Annotated in this window: 12 protein-coding genes; 1 reads left to right on the forward strand and 11 read right to left on the reverse strand. The window is 59.6% G+C overall.

Annotated features, from left to right (window positions below):
- Positions 1–11 precede the first annotated feature (11 nt).
- The 5 genes from AC781_RS13495 to AC781_RS12910 form a co-directional block, all read right to left on the reverse strand.
- Positions 12–2,531 carry an MFS transporter gene (locus AC781_RS13495; protein ID WP_172801804.1) on the reverse strand — a complete coding sequence of 840 codons (2,520 nt, stop codon included), beginning with the start codon at positions 2,529–2,531 and terminating at the stop codon, positions 12–14.
- Between the two features lie 28 nt (positions 2,532–2,559).
- Positions 2,560–3,546 carry a hypothetical protein gene (locus AC781_RS12895; RefSeq protein ID WP_067777868.1) on the reverse strand — a complete coding sequence of 329 codons (987 nt, stop codon included), beginning with the start codon at positions 3,544–3,546 and terminating at the stop codon, positions 2,560–2,562.
- Between the two features lie 105 nt (positions 3,547–3,651).
- A complete protein-coding gene (lpxK, locus tag AC781_RS12900; protein ID WP_067777869.1) occupies positions 3,652–4,854 on the reverse strand; it encodes a tetraacyldisaccharide 4'-kinase in 1,203 nt (400 codons plus the stop codon).
- Between the two features lie 21 nt (positions 4,855–4,875).
- On the reverse strand, positions 4,876–5,577 hold the full coding sequence (locus AC781_RS12905) for a zinc ribbon domain-containing protein (RefSeq protein ID WP_067777870.1): 702 nt from the start codon (positions 5,575–5,577) through the stop codon (positions 4,876–4,878).
- Between the two features lie 120 nt (positions 5,578–5,697).
- On the reverse strand, positions 5,698–6,582 hold the full coding sequence (locus AC781_RS12910; protein ID WP_067777871.1) for a diaminopimelate dehydrogenase: 885 nt from the start codon (positions 6,580–6,582) through the stop codon (positions 5,698–5,700).
- 205 nt (positions 6,583–6,787) lie between these two features.
- Between AC781_RS12910 and AC781_RS12915 the strand changes: the two genes are divergently transcribed.
- On the forward strand, positions 6,788–7,522 hold the full coding sequence (locus tag AC781_RS12915; RefSeq protein ID WP_218107279.1) for a methyltransferase family protein: 735 nt from the start codon (positions 6,788–6,790) through the stop codon (positions 7,520–7,522).
- Positions 7,523–7,600: 78 nt separating this feature from the next.
- Here AC781_RS12915 and AC781_RS12920 read toward each other — a convergent pair whose 3' ends face one another.
- The 6 genes from AC781_RS12920 to AC781_RS12945 form a co-directional block, all read right to left on the reverse strand.
- Positions 7,601–8,095, reverse strand: coding sequence for a hypothetical protein (locus tag AC781_RS12920; protein ID WP_141675923.1), 495 nt, complete (start codon positions 8,093–8,095; stop codon positions 7,601–7,603).
- A 62-nt stretch (positions 8,096–8,157) separates the two neighbouring features.
- Positions 8,158–8,889, reverse strand: coding sequence for a L,D-transpeptidase family protein (locus tag AC781_RS12925; protein ID WP_067777873.1), 732 nt, complete (start codon positions 8,887–8,889; stop codon positions 8,158–8,160).
- A 25-nt stretch (positions 8,890–8,914) separates the two neighbouring features.
- Entirely contained in the window at positions 8,915–10,999 is a 2,085-nt protein-coding gene (locus AC781_RS12930) for a hypothetical protein (protein ID WP_067777874.1), read from the reverse strand.
- Positions 11,000–11,156: 157 nt separating this feature from the next.
- Positions 11,157–13,277 (reverse strand): hypothetical protein, encoded by a 2,121-nt coding sequence (locus AC781_RS12935; protein WP_141675924.1) that lies wholly within the window; start codon positions 13,275–13,277, stop codon positions 11,157–11,159.
- Positions 13,278–13,675: 398 nt separating this feature from the next.
- Positions 13,676–15,667 (reverse strand): hypothetical protein, encoded by a 1,992-nt coding sequence (locus tag AC781_RS12940; RefSeq protein WP_067777876.1) that lies wholly within the window; start codon positions 15,665–15,667, stop codon positions 13,676–13,678.
- Positions 15,668–15,700: 33 nt separating this feature from the next.
- Positions 15,701–17,647 (reverse strand): hypothetical protein, encoded by a 1,947-nt coding sequence (locus AC781_RS12945; RefSeq protein WP_067777877.1) that lies wholly within the window; start codon positions 17,645–17,647, stop codon positions 15,701–15,703.
- Positions 17,648–17,670 lie beyond the last annotated feature (23 nt).

Genomic DNA, 17,670 nt, shown 5'->3' on the forward strand with positions numbered 1-17,670 from the left:
GTGTATGGTGGTCAGGAGTTTTTGTCGTGCGGTTTGGGAAGGAGGAGGAAGAAGATGCCTCCGAGGAACATGAGGACACCGGCCAGAGCGAGGCTGGTGGTGAGCGGGATGCCTCGGTCGGCCAGCCATCCGCCGAAGAAGGATGTCATGGCTCCGATGCCTGCCGAGGCGAGGTTGAGGATGCCGTAGCCCGTCGCGGAGTATCGTTCGTCGATGTGGGAGCGGAGGACGGGCATCAGCGTGGCGTCCATGCAGCCTTGCGCCAGTCCTTGTGTGGAGATGAAGACGACGATGAGGGCCAACGGGAGCTGGAAGCCCCAGCCGAAGATGCTCGGGACGAGGGCAAGGACGATGAGGGGGCCTGCGATGCTGAATGCGATGCCGGGTACGAGCGCGCGCGCCTTGGCATTTCTCATGTACCAGCGGTCGGCGATGATGGCGCCGCCGATGACGGCGATGTATTTGGCAAGGGAGCTCCATTGGGTGGCCATGGGCCCGGCTTCGCCAGTGCTCAGGTTGTATTTTTCCTGCAGGAGGGTGGGGTACCATGTCAGAAGGAACCAGTTGGCCGCGCCGGAGAAGGCGACGATGGCCATCAGCATCCACATGGAGCGGATGGAGAGCAGGCTTTTCAAGACGCCGCCGCTTGAGGCGGTGACGTTGACAGGGCGTGTTTTCTCCAAAGCTTCGGAGGGCATGATGTCCTGAGCCGGGTTTTTGGAGGGGTCTTTCAGGAAGACGATGAGGACGAAGGCATAGGCGACGCCGACGAGGCCGAAGAGGGCGAAGGTCATGCGCCAGCCTTCGATTTCCGCCATGGTGCCGCCGTATCCGGCGAGAGCCATGCCGGCGTAGATGCCGCTCATGTGGATGCCGACGGCGAGGGAGCGCGTGCTGCCTTTGTGGTAGTCGGTGATGAGGGCAAGGGCCGCAGGGATGTAGCAGGCTTCGCTGACGCCCATGAAGCCGCGGGCGATCAGAAGGGTGGTGTAGTCGTGCACGTGGCCGGTGAGCCATGTGACGGCGGACCAGACGACGAGAGAGCCGAGGATGACGAGGCGGCGGCTGTAGCGGTCTGCGAGGAAGCCGCCGACGGGGCTCAGCAGGGCGTAGATGAGCAGGAAGACCGAGGTGACCATGCCGAACTGGCTCTTTGTCTGGGGGATGTCCCGAACGATGGGTTCATAGAGCGCAGAGAGGAGTTGGCGGTCGAAGTAGTTGAGCATGACGACGATCCAGAGGAGGCCGACGAGTACCCAGGCATAGCGGCCGGGTTTGCTGTGGGGGTCGGTGACGATGGCGATGTTTTTGAAGCCTTTGGTTTTCGTCTGGACGATGAGGATGATGAGGACGATGGCGACGAGGGTGAAGACGATGTAGTCGACGACCGTCAGTTCGAAGGAGTAGCCGAGTCCGGCCGCCACGACGGCGGGGGTGCGGACTCCGGGAGCTGTTTCGCCGCTGACGGTGATGATGTCCCTGCCCATGACGACGACAGGGGCGGTCGCGATGCCGACGGGCCAGTTGCCAGCCTTTTCCCATGTGTTTTCGAGGATGTCATAGGAGTAGATTTGGGAGGATTGCTGCGGCATCGCATCGGTGTTGCCGTTGCCGCGGGCATCGCCTCCAAGAAGGAGGATTTTGTTTTCCCGGGCAGGAGCGGGAGAAGGGGATGCGGCGATGACGGCGGGAACGGGAGCCAGTTTTTTATCGGTCCATTTGCCTGTGGTTTCATCGAAGGCCATCATGCCGTCGAGGTAGGTGCGGGCGGGCTTGCCCTGGGCATCCGGAGCGAGGGAGCAGCCGCCGATCAGGTAGAGGTAGCTTCCCGAGTGTGCTGCGGCTGCGAGCATGCGTCCGCCGCCGGGGATGGCGGGCATTTGTTTCCATTGCCGTGCGTCCGGTTTGGCGCCCATGTCGAGCATGTAAACGGTATCCAGCGCGGCGGTCGAGTCCGGCTTTTCCTGGCCGCCTATGACGTAGAGGCGGTTGTTGCGCGTGACGCAGGAGGCATAGGCGACGGTTTTCGGCAGCGGGGGCAGGGCCGTGACTTTGCAGTTGGAGACGCTGCCGTCGTTTTTGTGGATGAGCCAGACTTTGTCGAGGTGGCCGGAGGCATTCGCTCCGCCCGCGACGACAAATCCGTCCGGGCTTTCGCCGAAGGCGGCGTAGGCGACGGGTTCGGGCATGTTGCCGATTTTGATCCACTGGCCGTCCTTGAGTTTGTAGATGTCGGAGTAGAAGATTTTTTCACCGCGTTCTTCCGGGGTTTTGGCTCCGGGGGTGGCTTGCGGGAAGTTGGCGCCGCCAAGGGCATAGACGACGGGCGTTTGGTCCGCATCTTCCATGACTCCGGCAGCCATGCCGGCCCGGCCGAGGGAGTCGGGGATGTCGCACACGGCAATGTGCCGCTCATCCTTGTTTTCGGTGTCGATTTGCAGGGAAGCATGGGCGGGAGCCGCGAGGAGGGCCGCTGCGGCGCCCATCAGGAGAAGTGAACGGGAAGCGAGTTTTTTGAGGAGGGAATACATGGTGGAGTTGTGGAGGGGAAAAAGGATGTCAGAGGGATGCAGCCCAGATTTGGTTGGAGCGTTTGCCGGGTTTTTGTTCGCCGTTGACGATGGCGGCCATGCCGTGCCATTCGACGCAGGGGAGGACGGCCCGCGCCGCGCCGATGCTGCCGCCCGGTTGCCATGTGTCGGTGGCGGGATCGTAAACGAGGCTCTGGTTGTGGAAGCCGGGATGGTTTTGCGGGGTGTATCCGGTGACTGTGGCATCATCGCCGCCGAGGAGATGGATGCGGCCCGCGAAGACGGGCGCCGGAGTAGGAGCCGCCGCGACGGTGTAAGGAAGGGGGGCGAGGTTTTTCCAGCCTTCCTGCGGGTTGTAGGACCATGCTTCCGTGAGCATGTCGCGCACCATTTTGCCGTCGCCCTGTTTCAGGCCGATGCCGCCGAGGATGTAGATTCTGCCATTGCAGGAGGCCATCTGGTGGAGGAATCTGCCGCGGCCGGGGATAGCCGGGGCTTCCTGCCAGCCGGAGGAGGGGGAGGCGGAGTCGAGTACCCACATGCGGGCTTCCGCATCCTGTTCGCCGGGGTTGAGGCTGCCGCCCATGACGTACACTTTGCCATCCAGTACGGCTGCTGCATGTCCCGTCAGGGTGACGGGCAGGGAAGGCCATGTTTCGATTTCCGCGCCTGAGCCGTTCCATTTCAGCAGGAGGACGTCGGAGACGGAGCCTTCGGCATTGCTGCCGCCGATGCAGAGGACGCCTTGAGGCAGGCTGGCCGTTGCGCCGTAGCCGAGCGGTTTGGGGAGTATGGCAGGTTCCAGCCAGTCCGCCCCGGGTGCGGGGAGGACGAAGATGCGGTTCGTCCAGCGTTTGGGGCCGCCTTCCCACAGGGGTTTTTCAGGGAAATTGGCTCCTCCGGCGACGAGGAGAGCGCCCTGGTGGGTGCCGGCATAGGAGCCGGCAAAGCCTTCGGCATCCGGGAGGTCCGGCAACTGCCGCCATGCGAGAGAGGGGGAATCCGTATTCATCATTTCCCTTCCAGCATAGCAGAAAGGTACGGTAATGCAATCAAAAACGGGAGGTCCCGTTCTGGTCTTATTGCATGATAAAATGTTGGAATATGCTGTGAGGCCGGGTTATAGAACCTGGCTCCACTGGGGGGCGGGCTGAGGCCGGTTCAGGCCGATGATGCGTTCGATCATGCAGTCCCAGTGTTCACGTCCTTCAAGGATGTCGATTTCGATGCGGAGGAAGTAGATGGGTACGTCCATTTCCCCGGGTTTGAGGAAGCGGACGGCATCTTTTTCCGTGGTGACGATGAGGTCCATCGCACGGTCGGCGCAGCGTTCGACAAAGGCTTCGAGATCGTTCTGGTCGAACCAATAGTGGTCCGGGTAACGGCGGCGGATTTCCACCTTGCCGCCGAGCTGTTCGACGGCGTTTTCGAAGTTTTCCGGGCGGGCGATGCCGCTCATGCAGGCGACCCATTTGTCATGGACGAAGTCGAGGGGCTTGCGTTCTCCGGTGAAGACGTTTTCAAAGTATTTCGGGCCGTGGTTGGTGACGATGATGTCCGCGCTTTTGTTGTAGCGGCGGATGCGCCGGATGAGTTCGTCTTGGGGGGCTCCGTCGCTTTTCGTGAGGATGATGTAGTCGGCGCGTTTGAGGCTGCTGCGCGGTTCGCGCATGGTGCCCCGGGGGAGGAGGGCTCCGGTGCCGAAGGGTGCGCCGCAGTCCACTAGGACGATGTCGAGCTCGTGGGCGAGTTTCAGGTATTGCATGCCGTCGTCGAGGATCAGGGTGTCGGCCCCGAGTTGTTCGATGGCGAAGATGCCGGATTTGACGCGGTCCTTGTCCACGAGGACGGAGACACCATCGAGGTTGCGGGCGAGCATGAAGGGTTCGTCTCCGGCATGAAGGGGGCCGAGGTAGCGGGTGGTGCCGTCGCTGGCGATTTTGGGAAGGTTGTCGACAGGGTGGCCGTTGGCGTCTTTCCACATCTGTGGAGTGTCGAGTTCGGCGCTTTTATAGCCGCGCGTGAGGATGGAGACGGTGCGGCCCCGTTGCGCGAGGGTACGGGAGAGGAGTTCGACGACGGGGGTTTTCCCGGTGCCTCCGGCGGTGATGTTGCCGACGCTGATGACGAGGGTGCCGAGGTTGCGTACGGTTTTGATGCGCCTGCGGAAGAGGAAGAGGCGTACCTTGACGAGGACGAAGAAGAGGAGTGAGGCGAAGCGCAGGAGGCACCGCATCATGAAGGCGCGGAAGCCGTGGGCCCGGCCGAAGACGACTTCGGTGCCCCAGTCCGCGAATTCGTCCATGCGTGTCTGCGTCGGCATTGTCGGGGAGGGGATGCGGGGTCAGCGGAGGATGCGGCCGCAGTTCGGACAGCGTTCGACTTCGAGTTTGATGAGGACTTTGCCACGTACGTCTTCGGTGACCTGCATGTTGCAGCCGGGGCATACGCCATCGTCCGGCAGTTCGATGACGACGGGGAGTCCCCGGCTTTTGCCGATGCTTTCGTAGGTGGCGAGCAGTTCCGGTTCTACTTTGGCGCGGAGTGCTTTGCGTTCTTCAAGGAGCTGTTTGACGAGGGCGCCGTCCCGTTCGCTGGCGGCGTCGAACTTGGCGAGTTGTTCCTTGAGGGAGGTGCGGGCGGCTTCAAAGCGCTGGCGGGCGGCCTGTTCTGCTTCCTGCAGGGCGGGTTGCCGTTCCATGAGTTCGAGCTGCTGCGTTTCGAGGTCGCCGATGAGAGATGCCGTGGTGTCGATCTGGCTGGCAAAGGCAAGGTATTCGTCGTTTTTGCGCGTTTCCATCTGCTGTATCTTGAGCTTGGCGAGGAGGGCTTCCTTGCTTTTGACTTCCAGTTCGATTTGCTTGATGGAGAGTTCGTGTTCCTGTGCGGCTTTTCTGGCGGCGAGGAGGGCTTTTTCGCGATCCTTGGCCCGCTGCATGAGCTGGGTGCGCTGTTCGGGGATGGCTTTCAGGCTGCGCTGGAGCTTGACGATTTGCATGTCCCTTTCCTGCAGGATGAGCAGGTCTGTCAGGTCGCGATGTTCCATGCCGCCTATCATGCCAAGGCTTGCCGTTCAATGCAAGCGTGAAATGGTTGCGAGGCGAAACGGAAGCGGGCCGCTCCGGCTGTGCGGAGCGGCCCGGCGGGGTGGGATGAGGATGCCGGATCAGACGAGTTTGGCGATCCATGCTTCGCGGTCGTCGCCCGGGAGGTAGTCGATGGGGGCGATTTCCGGCATGGTGTAGCAGCCGGGCTGGAGGCGCGTAGCGGCGCGGGCCGAGGAGACCATGACCTGAGCGGTGAGCGCAGGGTTGTTGATGCGCATTTCGAATTTGAACAGCTGGTTTTGCGTGCTGCCCGATACGCCCTTGCGTTCCATGAGGACGCCGTGGCCCATGTCGCGGAGGCTGTCGATGTCGGAGACTTGCAGGACGTGGGTGTCGTCGTGGCAGAAGTAGGAGTCCGATTTGATGGCTTTTTCGACATCGGCATAGGCGGCACCTTCTTCGAGGACGACGTAGACCATGCGGCGGTGGACGCCGGAGCCGGTGGGGATGGTGAGCGAGAGTGCATCCTTGACTCCGGCCTTGGAGCGGGCGACGACGCTGTGGCCCATGCTCATGCCGGGGCCGAAGTTGGTGTAGGTGATGCCCTTGGGAGCCATGGCGAGCATGAGGGTGCGGAGGACGGAGTCGGTACCGGGATCCCAGCCTGCAGAGATGACGGCGACTGCGTTGTGCTTGCGGGCCTGTTCGCCGAGGGAGCGGCGGAGGGCGACGATGCCGTCGTGAATGTCGAAGCTGTCTACCGTATGGATGCCCTGGGCGAGGAGGGGAAGCGCAGTTTCTTCGACGCTGCGGGTGGGTGTGCAGAGCAGGGCGACGTCGACCTTGCCGAGTTCGGCGATGTCGCTCACGGTTTTGATGCCATGGACGGGTTCGCTTCCGGCGCGGCGCACGATGCCCGCCAATTCCATATCGGGAGCAGCCTTGACGGCCTCAACCGAATATTTACCGATGTTTCCGTAACCAACAATAGCGACTCTAATCATGGATGTAATATAATTCAAATGCGGTTTGTTCGCCTCGCAATGAGGGCGCTTTATTTAAGCCGAAATGCGGGCGTCTGGCAAGAGTCGAGCGCGGTATGGGGCTTTGTATGTCTGAAATTGCAATAATCATGGTGTTTTGCGCATGTGGCCGGGCCGATGCGGCAACACGAATAGAGCGATGTATTTTTCAGGAACGTATCATTTGATGCGATTGTCGTTCGTGTGTGACGTTTTTGTCGCAAATGGCAGTTGCTGTTTTTTCGTTCTCCGTGTTATGATGTGCACGGCGGACATTGGGTACAGCATGTTTGCCTGTGTCATTATGTCTTATAAAAACAAATCATGGAATGAACGTTCCCGCCGGCTGATCACCTTGGTATTCGGCCTGTTTCTCGGTTTTGTGCTCATTTTCGGTGAGAGCCGTTGGGAAACGTCGCCGCTGATCGAGGAGAGCCTGATGCTGCTGGGATGTATCGGGGCGAGTATCGGCGCTTTCGGGCGCATCTGGTGTTCGTTGTATATTGCCGGGTACAAGAATGCAAGGCTGGTGATGGACGGCCCTTACGGCATGTGCCGCAATCCGTTGTATTTTTTCAGTTTTATCGGAGGAGTCGGAGTGGCCTGCGCGACGGAGACGATGACGATTCCTTTGATCGTGCTTGTCGCTTTTGCCGTTTATTATCCTCTGATCATCAAAAGAGAGCAGAAGAGGTTGACGGAGTTGTTCGGGGAGGAGTACAGCCGCTATTGCGACGAGGTACCCGCCTTTTTCCCCCGGTGGAGGCGCGTGTCGCAGCCTGAGACCTATACGGTGAATCCCAAGGTTTTTACGCATAATTTTATTGATGCGCTCTGGTTTATCTGGCTGATCGGGATTTTCGAATTCGTCAGCGGGTTGCATGATTCGGGCGTGCTGCCCGTATGGTTCCGGCTTCCCTGAGGCGGAGATGCCATTTCCGCGCAACGAAAAACAGCCGATGGAGTATCGGCTGTTGTGTGTTTTGTGCGGCTGGGTACTTTATGTTGCTGGAACAAGCATCGGCGTGATGTCGAATCGAACCTGAATGATCGATTCTGCCAGTTTATTCAGCGAGTGTTCGGCGATTTTTTTGCGTTCCTGCATGCTCATTGTTTCCAATTGAGACTGTGGAATGGTTTCTTCCGATTTTCTCAATAGTTTTTTGAAGTGCCGGGCGATGTTGCCGTAGGAAGTCAGGCCGTATTTTGCCAACAGTTCATCCTCTTTGATTCCTGCGGCGTCCATGTCGTATGTACGTGCCGTGTTGTACCAATTGGCGAGCATTTCTTTGTAGAATTTGCGGAAATCGTCGGGACAACCATTCAGGATGGTTTCTTCGGCCAGTTTTTTCTCGCAATCGGCTCGTGGAAGGTTCATGACGGTGTGATATTTGACATTTAAAGTCAGAGAATGCAGGATGGCTCTTGCAATGGCCTGCTGCTGCGTGATTTCTTCTGCGGGAGCAGGCGCGACAGTTTGCGGCGTCTGTGCCATGGACGGAACGGTCACGAGAGTGCAGGCCAGCAAGGTGATTGTGCCCAGAGTATGGATGGGTTTCATGGTGTTTTGTCGGTTTGAGGCAGTGTGTAGGCTCCGCTGACGACGGCGACGGGTGCCGGGGCATGGTACCGTTCGGTGTACTGCCATGCGGGGGCGAGCTGTTTCCAGAAGCCGATGTGAGGGGATTCCCGGTGCCGTTGGAGGTTCTCTTCCGTGATCGGGAAGGGGTAGATCTGGATGGGGACGCGGGTTTGACCCTGCTGCAGGGCGGCAGAGACGAGGGTGTAGATTTCTTCAATACCGGGGTCGGTCATGGCAAAGCAGCCGATGGAGACGTCTTTGCCGTGCAGCATGATGAAGCTGCCCGTGTAGCCCTGCGCTGCGTCGTAGGCGTTGGGGTAGCCTATGTTGAAGGAGAGGTGGTAGTTGCTGCGCGGGTTGAGGAGGCCGGAAGCGGTGGCATAGAAGCCTTCGGGGGCCTGCATGTCTCCCTCTTTCTTTTTTGGGCCGAGTTTGCCGGACATTCCGGCGACGTCGTAGGTTTTGAAGAGGGTGTAGCGGTCGTTTTCCTTGGTTTTGATCCAGAGTTCGCAGAGGCGCGGTTCCTTGACGATGCGGATGAAGACGGGATCGCCGATGGCGGCCCCGTGAGGTTTCAGGGCTTCGGTCAAGGTGGGGGTGACACGCCGTGCGGCGGCCTGTGCGCGGTCTTCGCCGGAGGGCGGTGCTGGAACTGCTGCGGCCATGGCGACGAGAGATGCAAGGCTGGCAATCGGCGGCTGAATCATGGGTAGAGGGGCCCGATGGGACGCGTTATTTGGTGCGAAGGTAGATGTGGGTGCGCGTTTTGTTGCCTTCTGCCGTGATGGTGCCGTAGAGTCCGTCGATCTGGGAGGCGATGAAGGAGTACATGGCAGACAGCATTCCGGCGAATTCCTTGTTGTTGCCCATCAAGTAGGCATCGTTGCGGACGATCATGTCCTTGATGGGTTCGGTGCGCAGGGCAAAGGCCGCTCCCTTGAGGCCTGATGGCGGCGTGGCTGCAGCAAGGGCGATATCCTTCACGTAGGTTTCCGGAGTGCCGATGACACAGGCTCGGTCGGTGAGGGCAATGCTGAGATCACGGAAGATTTGCCCGGATGGTCCGAACAGGGTTGTGGATGAACGGCGGGGAGCCGGCCAACCGGAGAGTCGGTAGATGTCGATTCCGTCCCCGGCAGATTTTTCCGTTTGTACGGGTATGGAATACCCTTTTGCCATGGTTCCGATGGATGCCCATACGCTGTCCCATGCGGCTGAGGTTTGTCGGCGATTGTCCACCCCCTTGTATAGCGCGATGCGCGGCATGGCGATGTTGAAGGCTGCAAGTTCCTTGTCCGGATAATCGGCAGGCAGCGTGCCCTTGTTGTCGATCAGGACGGCTGTTTTACCATTCATGCCGGAAAAGGCGGTTTTAGCATTGTTCCATATGTCTGCGGCTTCCTTCGGCAAGCGGATTGGCGAGGTGGATTCCGTGATGGCTTTCACGTCGTCGTCGAGCATTGTGCCAAGCAGCGAAGCGACGAGCGGCGTGGTGGTGCATTCTCCGTACAGCATGGTTTCCGGCCGGTCGGCGTGCGGCAGGAGTTGAAGGGGGCTGTTTAGATCAAGTGCCGGGACGGTTCCCTGCGTGATTTCGAGATGGATACCTTTATCCGCCCATATCGTGCCTTCGATGTTTCCTGCTGAGATGCTTCGGTAAAGTTTTGAAAGGCAATCCATCTGGATGGGGAGAGACTGCATGTGGGCATCGGCATCGAGCTGTCCGGCGAGGGAGGCGATGCCTGCGGCTACGCCTTTGTTCACGCTTTGGTCGATGAGGAACAGGAAGTCGGGGTTGTTGTTCAGGCGTGTATCGGCAAAGGCGATTTTATCCGTAGCAAGGATGGATTCTTTCGGCGAGGCGGCGATCTTGATGTTTTTGGCGGGGTCCGAGCAGATGGTGAAGAAGGCTTTGCCATCCCGTACGGCTACCAGATAGTGGAGTTTGACCAGAGCGAGGGCTTCGAGTCCCTTCCGTTCGTTGGCATCGGGTTCGATGCGGTTGTTTTTGTATTCGTTTTCAAGAAAGAGAGAGAATGCTTTTCCATCGAAGGTGACGCCCTGCCAGTCATAGCCGGAATAGGTCCCTTCATGCCAGCTCAGGGAGTGGTCGGGATATTGGGTGATTTCTTCCTTGAAGCTGTTCAGGGATTGCTTGAGGAGAGAGCCGGTGGAGGGGTGAAGTTCGGCGATGGCCGTGAGGGAGATGTTTTGCATGGAGGGAACCATGCCGGAGAGTAGGGGGGAGGATGAGCGAAGCAGGTTTCGGTTGATTTCGAGCATGCCCTGCCGAAGGCGTGTTTCACGCTGCCGGGCCGCTTCTTCTTTCTGGTTGCCGTCCAGAGTATCCGATCCGTTCAGTTCTTCATACTGCAGGTTGTAGTCGAGAAGGTATTTTTGCGTGTTGTAGGTGTCGAATATGTTGAACAGGGCTGCAATGGGAATGAGGTTGTTGCCCAGAAATTCCGAGGTGCCGGGTCCGGCAGCTATGGCGGCGGAGGTGACCATGCCTGCGGGTCCGAAAAGATTTTGCATCTTGTATGCCGGAACGATTCGCAGGATGCGCTGGGAGAGCAGGTTGCGAACGCTTTGGGCTGCGTGGGGGATGGCGATGAAGCTTTCCGCATCGGCCGGGATGAGGGCGAGGACGCCGAGTGCGGCGGTGCGCTGTTCGAGCGTGGCTGTGGCAGGTTGGGCCGGGGCGGAGATGTTTTGCAGGATGGCGGTGACGGTTTCGGGTGTTTCCGGCTGTGCGTGCAGTGCGGATGTAGCGGATAAGGCTGCCGCAAGGAGGGTGAGGGTGTGGTTGGTTGTCATGTGGGGAACGGGTGGTTCAATGAACGGTTGTCGGTATCGTACAGGCCGGGAAACGGCTTGTCAAGGAGCGAGGTGGTTGTCCATGCGCCGCAGGGAAAAGAAAGATCCCCCGCCCGGCGGTGCGGGCAGGGGATGAGGGATGCGATGGCGCGGCAGGTTATTTTGTGCGCAGGTAGAGGTGGGAGCGCGTTTTGTTGCCTTCGGCGGTGGTGGTGCCGTAGATGCCGTCGATTTGCGAGGCGATGAGGGCTGTGATCGTTTGCACCTGTTCGATGGCGCCGGGCATCATGCCTTTCATCAGAGGTGCGTTTTTATCGACCATGTCTTTGATGGGGGCAAGGCGGAAGGCAAAGGCGGCGCCTTTGAGTTCCGATGTGCCGGTGGCTGCGGCGCGGGCGATGTCATACGTGTAGCCGGACGAGCTACCGATGACCCATGCCTTGTCCGAGATGCTGATGCGGGTGTCGAGCAGGACTACAGGCGTGCCGATGAGGATGCCGTGTTGTTCTGCTGCGGCGGGGAGTTTCGGCATGACGAATCCGTAGGTGGAGATGCCGTTCTTTTCCGCCTGTTTGAGTTCGGGCATGCCTCCGGCCTGTGCATAGAGTTCCTTAGCGGAGGCGTACATTTTGTCCCATGCCATGGAGATGCGCAGGCGGTTGGCGACGCCCTTGTACAGCGCGATGCGCGGTATGGCGATGTTTTTCATGGCAGGGTCGCCGACGGGAGGTGTGACGAGGATTTCGGGCAGTTTGCCTTTGTTGTCTACCAGCAGGGCCGTTTTGCCGTCCATGCCGGAGAGGGCCGTTTTGACGTTCTGCCACATGGAGAGGAGCTGGGGCGGGACGGGCTGGGGCTGTGACGGCTGGTCGCCCATAGAAGTCGAGTGTATCATGTTGTACATGGTATGGGTGGCGGAGGCCGCATTTTCCACCATTTGGACCATGAGTGCGCTGAAGCGGGATGTGTAGTTGCATTCGCCGTACAGGATGGTTTCCGGGCGGTCGGCGTATTTGAGCAGCTGGAGGGGGCTGTTCAGGTCGAGGGCTGCGGTGGCTCCCTGCGTGGTTTCGAAGTGGATGCCTTTGTCTGCCCACAGGAGGCCCGTCATGGCGTCGGGTGTGGAGAGTTTGGCGATGTCCGAGACGCTTTTGAGGAGGGCCGTGATCTGAGGTGTGCGCGCCGGAGCGGGGATGACGCTGCCAAGGCCGAGAAGGCCGCTGGATGCGCCTTCGGCAAAGGCTTTGTCCAAGGAGTACAGGAGGTCGGGGTTTTTGTCGAGGCGCGCATCGGCGAAGGCGACTTTGCTCGTGGAGAGGATGGATTCTTTCGGCGAGGCGGCGATTTTGATGTCTTTGGCGGGGTCCGAGCAGAAGGAGATGATGAGTTTGTTGTCCTGTACCGTGCAGAGGTAGTAGAATTTGGTCGCGGCAAGGGCATTGATTACTTTTTGTTCGGCGGCATCCGGCGTGACGTTGTATTTTTTGTAATCGGGGAGGATGATGTTCTGTACGAGGTTTTTTCCATCGAAGATGCAGCCTTTCCACGGGCGCCCGGCATAGGTGCCTTCATGCCAGGTCATGACTTGATCGGAATTGCTGATGCCTTGTTTTGCCTGCATGAGGAACGGATCGATGGAAGCGATGGCGGAGGGATCCAGTTCGGCGACGGCGAGGGTGGAGCAGTTGTTTGTCGCCTGAAGAAGGGCCGGCATGATGTCCGCAGCTCGGCGCATGCTGTTGCGGCTGGATTCGAAACTGGATTTTTGCATCCGTTCCATCCGGTTTTTCTCTGCTTCTTCCTGTTTTTCGTCGTCGATGTCGCTGTCGTCGTTTTCATCGTCCATGTCGGTGGCCTGTACTTCCATCAGAGGTGAATTCAGAGCGGCCATTGATGGCATGAGGGCGAGCATTCTGCCCATGGCTTCCGAGGAACCGGGGCCTGTGGCGATGGCGATGGATTTGACCATGCCGGTGATTTTGAGGATGTCCTGCTGTTTGCCCTGTGCGGCCATTTGCAGGAGCGGGGCGGACATGAGGTTGGCGATGCTGTCCGCAAAGTGGGGGACGGCGACGAAGCTTTCCGCATCGGAAGGGATGAGGGCGAGGACGCCGAGTTTGGCGGCGCGCTGTTCGGGGGTGAGGGCGGAAGCCTTGGGGGTGGCTGCCAGTTGCTGCAGGACGGCGGACATGGAGTCCGGGGCTGCGGTTTGGGCGTGCAGTCCGGTGGTCGTCGCGAGAGATGCCGCAAGCAGCATCAGGGTATGTTTCGTTTTCATGTTGTCGTATGATGGGTTGAAGGGAGCCATTCCGGCGGAAAACGCGTTACGATAGGCTCGATTCGGCCTTACTGTAACGGATTATCAATCCCTTCTTCTCAATCGTACAAGGTAATAACAAGTGTGTCAAGTCGGCGCGTTGTCTGTTAGTCATCTGTTGTGGCTTTCTTTTTTGGGCTTCCGGGTTTGCTTTGTTGTGTGGCTGTCTGAATGTAAATAATGTTTGACGTTTTTGTTGACACCGGATTGATAATCCGCTTTCTATATTTCGAGGTCGTTTTTTGTTCGGCTATGGGGCGGATTCGGCGTTTTGCCAAGGGGTTGCGCGTTTTCCGGAAAAGGTTTCCCCCTGTCCGGCAGGCCGGGCAGGGGGATGAGTGTCGGTATTCCGCGTGTTGTTACTTCGTTTTGAAGTAGTAGTGGGTGCGGATGGTGTCGCCCTGCCTGTTCATGGTGGCGTAGAGTCCGTCCACCTGCGAGAAGATGAAGGACATGATGCCCTGAGCCTTCAGGGTGTTGATGCCCATCTGCTGGAGGATGGGGAGGTCTTTGTTGAGCATTTCCTGAATGGGTGCAAACCGGAGGGCGAAGACGGAGCCGTTCAGACCGCTGCTGATCGGGTTGTCCGCTGTGGCGACGACTGACGAGGTGTAGTCGGGTGAGCCGCCGATGGCCCATGATTTGTCCGAGATGCTGACGAAGACGTTGGCGAGTCCGGCCGCAAGCGAGTTGATGCCGTCTTCCGCCACGTTTCCTGCTTCGTTCTTGAAGCTGTAGTTGGTGATGCCGCCCGCCTGTTGGACGGTTTGAGCGGGCCACGCGAGGTTCGGTCTGTTGCTTTGGGCGAGGAGCTGTTTGCCTGCCGTTTCGATGGTGGTCCATGCGTTGCCGATGGCGGCGCGATCGGATACTCCCGCATAGAGGGCGAGGCGGGGGAGGGCGAATCCGTCCAAATACGGGCCGTATGCGGGGTGCAGTTTGGCGGCATCGGGCATGGTTCCCTTGTTGTCCATGAGGAGGGCATAGCGGCCGTTCATGCCGGAGATGGCCTGGAGACATCCCTTGACCATCTCAAGGACCTGTTGAGGAGGAGTGAGGTCGATGGTGATGGTGTTGGGATCGGCTGGAGCTTTCTTTTTGCTGGCGTTGACAAGGAGGTCGATGCCAGAGATGGATTGTGCTGCAAGCATTTGCTGCATGGGCGTGGAGAGGGCACCTTCGGTGTACAGGATGGTTTCCGGCTTGTCGGCGAGGCCGATGAGGCGGAGCGGGCTGTCGAGGTCGATGGCGGTGGAGTTGCCGTTGATGGCTTCGAAGTGGACGCCCTTGTCAGCCCAGACGATCATGGAGGAGGCTGCCGGAGTGGCCATTTTTGCGCTTTGCATCATGAAGGCCTGCTGCTGCGGCGTGAGGGCTGCGAGGGTTCCGCTTGAGACGGCATCCAGAATGTTTTTCGTGAAGGCGGCGTCGATGTAGCCGAGCATGTCGGGGTTTTTGTCCATGCGCGCATCGGCGAAGGCGACTTTGTTCGTAGCCAGAATGGATTCTGCCGGAGTGGCTGCGATTTTGATGTCTTTTTCCGGGTTTTCCGTGAAGGAGAGGATGACTTTGTTGTCCTTGACGGTGGCGAGGAGGTAGAAGTCGCGCGTGGCGAGTTTGTCGGCGATGCCGTTGAGCATGGCTGCGTGGGCGTCACCTTGCGCTTTTTCGCGGAGGTTGGCGGCGAGTTCTTTGCCGATGAGTTTGGCTCCCTGCCAGTTGAGGCCGGCGTAGGTGCCTTCATGCCACTGGGCGGTGGGGTCGGAGCTGGCTGCTGCCTTTTGTTTCATTTGCTCGAAGAACATCGGAGCCATGGCAGCCATTTGAGGGTCGATTCCGGCGATGACCGTGACGGACGGCAGGTGGGAGGAGACGAGGCTCTGGACGGAGGAGTCGAGAGTTTCGAGGCTGACTGTTTCCGGCATGTGGGTTTTACTCATGCTGTTGCAGAGGTGCGGCAATGCCTGGAGGAGGGTGATGTAGCTTTTGGCAAGGAGAGCCGAGCTGCCGGGGCCCGTGGCGACGGTGAAGGAGGTGACGGGCAAGGAGTTGAGCTGGATGCCTTTCTGCTGCATGAGCATCATGAGAGGCGCCATGAGCGGGGAGGTCTGGAGGTTGGCGACGGTCTGGTCGATGTGCGGCAGGGAGAGGTACATTTCCGTGTCTGCCGGGAGGAGTGCCATGTCTCCGAGTTTGGCGGCGCGCTGGTCGGCCGTGAGGGCGGGCGACTTCGGTACGGCGGCCAGTTCCTTGAGGATGGGTGTGAGAGGGGCGGTGTCTGCCGTTTGAGCATGCAGAGCCGGGGTGGTGAGGGATGCTGCGAGGAGCATCAGGGTGTGTCTTGTTTTCATGGTTTGATGATGTGTGTTGTGGAGGGGAAAGTGTTATTTTGTTTTGAAGTAGATGTGGGTGTATGTCGTGCCGGGTTGCCGGGTGACGGTGGCATAGAGGCCGTCGATTTGCGCGAAGATGAGGTTGAAGGCTCCCTGTGCCTTCATGGTGTCGGTGCCCCGGGCGCGGAGGACGGCAAAGTTGCGGTTCATGAGTTGTTTGACCGCTTCCATGCGGAAGGCGAAGGCTGCTCCTTTGATGTTGCCGGAGGAGGTTTCGGCGGTGCGGACGATTTCTTCGGTGTATGCCGGAGAAGTGCCGATGGCGAGGGATGTGCCGGTGCGGGAGACGGCTATGTTGTTGAGGACAAATTCCTGAGGGGAGATTTGCGTTTTGCCGGTGACTTTGAAGCCGGCCGGGCGAACGGTGGGCGTGAAGGTGCAGGTGGAGATGCCATTGCGGGTGCTGTGCCGGAGGGAGGGCCACCCCAGAGGGGAGAATTTCGTGGTTGTGAGGCCTTGTTTCAGTACGGGTTCCAGCGTGGCCCATCCTTGTTCGAGGAGGGGGGCGTCTGCGATGGTTTTGTAGAGGGCGGGGCTGGGGAGGTCGAGATCTTTGACCTCGGGGTAGCCGAGAGGTTCGGAGGCGAGGATGTCCGGCATGCGGCCCCGGTTGTTGACGAGGATGGCGGTTCTGCCTCCGAGGCTGGAGAGGATTTGATGCAGGCCGTTCCCTGCGGCGAGAGCTTCCGGAGGGATGGGGAGTTTGCCGGAGAGGCTGTGGCCCAGCGATGCAAGGCAGGAGTAGAAGCCGTTGACGGCGGTTTGCGCCTGGGGCGAGAGTGCGCCTTCGGCATAGAGGATGGTTTCCGGGAGGTTCGCCATGGAGGCGAGTTTCAGCGGGGTGTCGAAGTCGAGGAGTGTGGCGGTGCCGGAGCTGCGTTCCGAGAGTTCGAGGTGGGCGCCGCGGTCTCCCCAGATGATGCCGGAGAGTCCGCAGATTTCTGCAGCCGTTGTGTTGGGCTGGCTGCCGAGGTGGAAGAGGAGGTCAGGCGGTGTGGCGGGGGTGAGTTTGCCGTCGGCGATGTCTACCTTTTGGGTGGCGAGGACGGATTGTGCCGGGGTGGCGGCTAGCCGGATGTCTTTTTCCGGGTTTTCGCAGAGGACGATGAGGAGTTTGCCATCTTTGACGGCGGTGAGGAGGTAGAGTGTTTGGTCTTCGATGCGTTGGGCGAAGGATTGCAGGGTCTGTTGCTCTTGATCCGTTGATTCCGGCGTGCTGAAAAGGCGGTCGAAGTTGTTGTGCAAGTTGGTGTTAGGCAGGATGCGAAGGCCCTGCCATGAGAGGCCCGCATACCGGCCTTCGTGCCATGATGCACCGTTCTCACTGCTGTTCATGAGGGTTTTGATCCTGGAGAGGGATTGCTGCACGGAACGATGCCCTTCGGGGGTAAGTGCGGCGATGCAGGTGATGGTGGGGGGCTGCCGGGTGATGATGTCTGCGATGGTGATGTTCCAGAGGCTGGCGATGCGGTTGAACGTTTGCTGGCCTGCTTCCGGTGAGGTCGTTTCGACGGCGAGGCTGATGGTTTGGGAGAGGGCGGTTTGCAATAGTTCGGCGGTGCGGCCGAGGGCGGCGGCGGTGCCGGGACCGGTGGCGATGGTGAGGGAGCGGAAGGGCGGTGCGGAGAAGGAGATGCCTTCTTCCTGCAGTTCATCGAGGATGAAGGCGACGGGGAGGAAGGTGGTGAGGCGGTTGATGCTTGCCGGGATGTCGGGGATGGTGAGGAATGCTTCCGCATCGGCCGGGATGAGGGCGAGGTCGGGGAAGTATTCGGCTCTCATGTTTGCCACCGTAGCGATGTCGGAGGCAGTGTGTGTTTGCGTGAGAGGGCGTTCCGCCATTTGCCGGAGGAGGTCGGTGGTGGCGGTGTTTTCCTCAGCCGACAGGGGCAGGGCGAGGGTTCCGGCGAGTGCTAGGCAGAGGAGTCCGGCATGCATGGGGGCTGTTTCGGTTGATGGGT

It is taken from the genome of Neoakkermansia glycaniphila (genome assembly GCF_001683795.1).
Classification (GTDB): domain Bacteria; phylum Verrucomicrobiota; class Verrucomicrobiia; order Verrucomicrobiales; family Akkermansiaceae; genus Akkermansia; species Akkermansia glycaniphila.

What these genes read in the sequence shown, in the direction of transcription:
- AC781_RS12910 (WP_067777871.1), bottom strand. Translation starts at nt 6,582, where the DNA reads ATGATTAGAGTCGCTATTGTTGGTTACGGAAACATCGGTAAATATTCG.
- AC781_RS13495 (WP_172801804.1), bottom strand. Translation starts at nt 2,531, where the DNA reads ATGTATTCCCTCCTCAAAAAACTCGCTTCCCGTTCACTTCTCCTGATG.
- AC781_RS12940 (WP_067777876.1), bottom strand. Translation starts at nt 15,667, where the DNA reads ATGAAAACAAGACACACCCTGATGCTCCTCGCAGCATCCCTCACCACC.
- AC781_RS12945 (WP_067777877.1), bottom strand. Translation starts at nt 17,647, where the DNA reads ATGCATGCCGGACTCCTCTGCCTAGCACTCGCCGGAACCCTCGCCCTG.
- AC781_RS12925 (WP_067777873.1), bottom strand. Translation starts at nt 8,889, where the DNA reads ATGATTCAGCCGCCGATTGCCAGCCTTGCATCTCTCGTCGCCATGGCC.
- AC781_RS12915 (WP_218107279.1), top strand. Translation starts at nt 6,788, where the DNA reads ATGCGATTGTCGTTCGTGTGTGACGTTTTTGTCGCAAATGGCAGTTGC.
- AC781_RS12930 (WP_067777874.1), bottom strand. Translation starts at nt 10,999, where the DNA reads ATGACAACCAACCACACCCTCACCCTCCTTGCGGCAGCCTTATCCGCT.
- AC781_RS12905 (WP_067777870.1), bottom strand. Translation starts at nt 5,577, where the DNA reads ATGGAACATCGCGACCTGACAGACCTGCTCATCCTGCAGGAAAGGGAC.
- lpxK (WP_067777869.1), bottom strand. Translation starts at nt 4,854, where the DNA reads ATGCCGACGCAGACACGCATGGACGAATTCGCGGACTGGGGCACCGAA.
- AC781_RS12920 (WP_141675923.1), bottom strand. Translation starts at nt 8,095, where the DNA reads ATGGCACAGACGCCGCAAACTGTCGCGCCTGCTCCCGCAGAAGAAATC.
- AC781_RS12895 (WP_067777868.1), bottom strand. Translation starts at nt 3,546, where the DNA reads ATGATGAATACGGATTCCCCCTCTCTCGCATGGCGGCAGTTGCCGGAC.
- AC781_RS12935 (WP_141675924.1), bottom strand. Translation starts at nt 13,277, where the DNA reads ATGAAAACGAAACATACCCTGATGCTGCTTGCGGCATCTCTCGCGACG.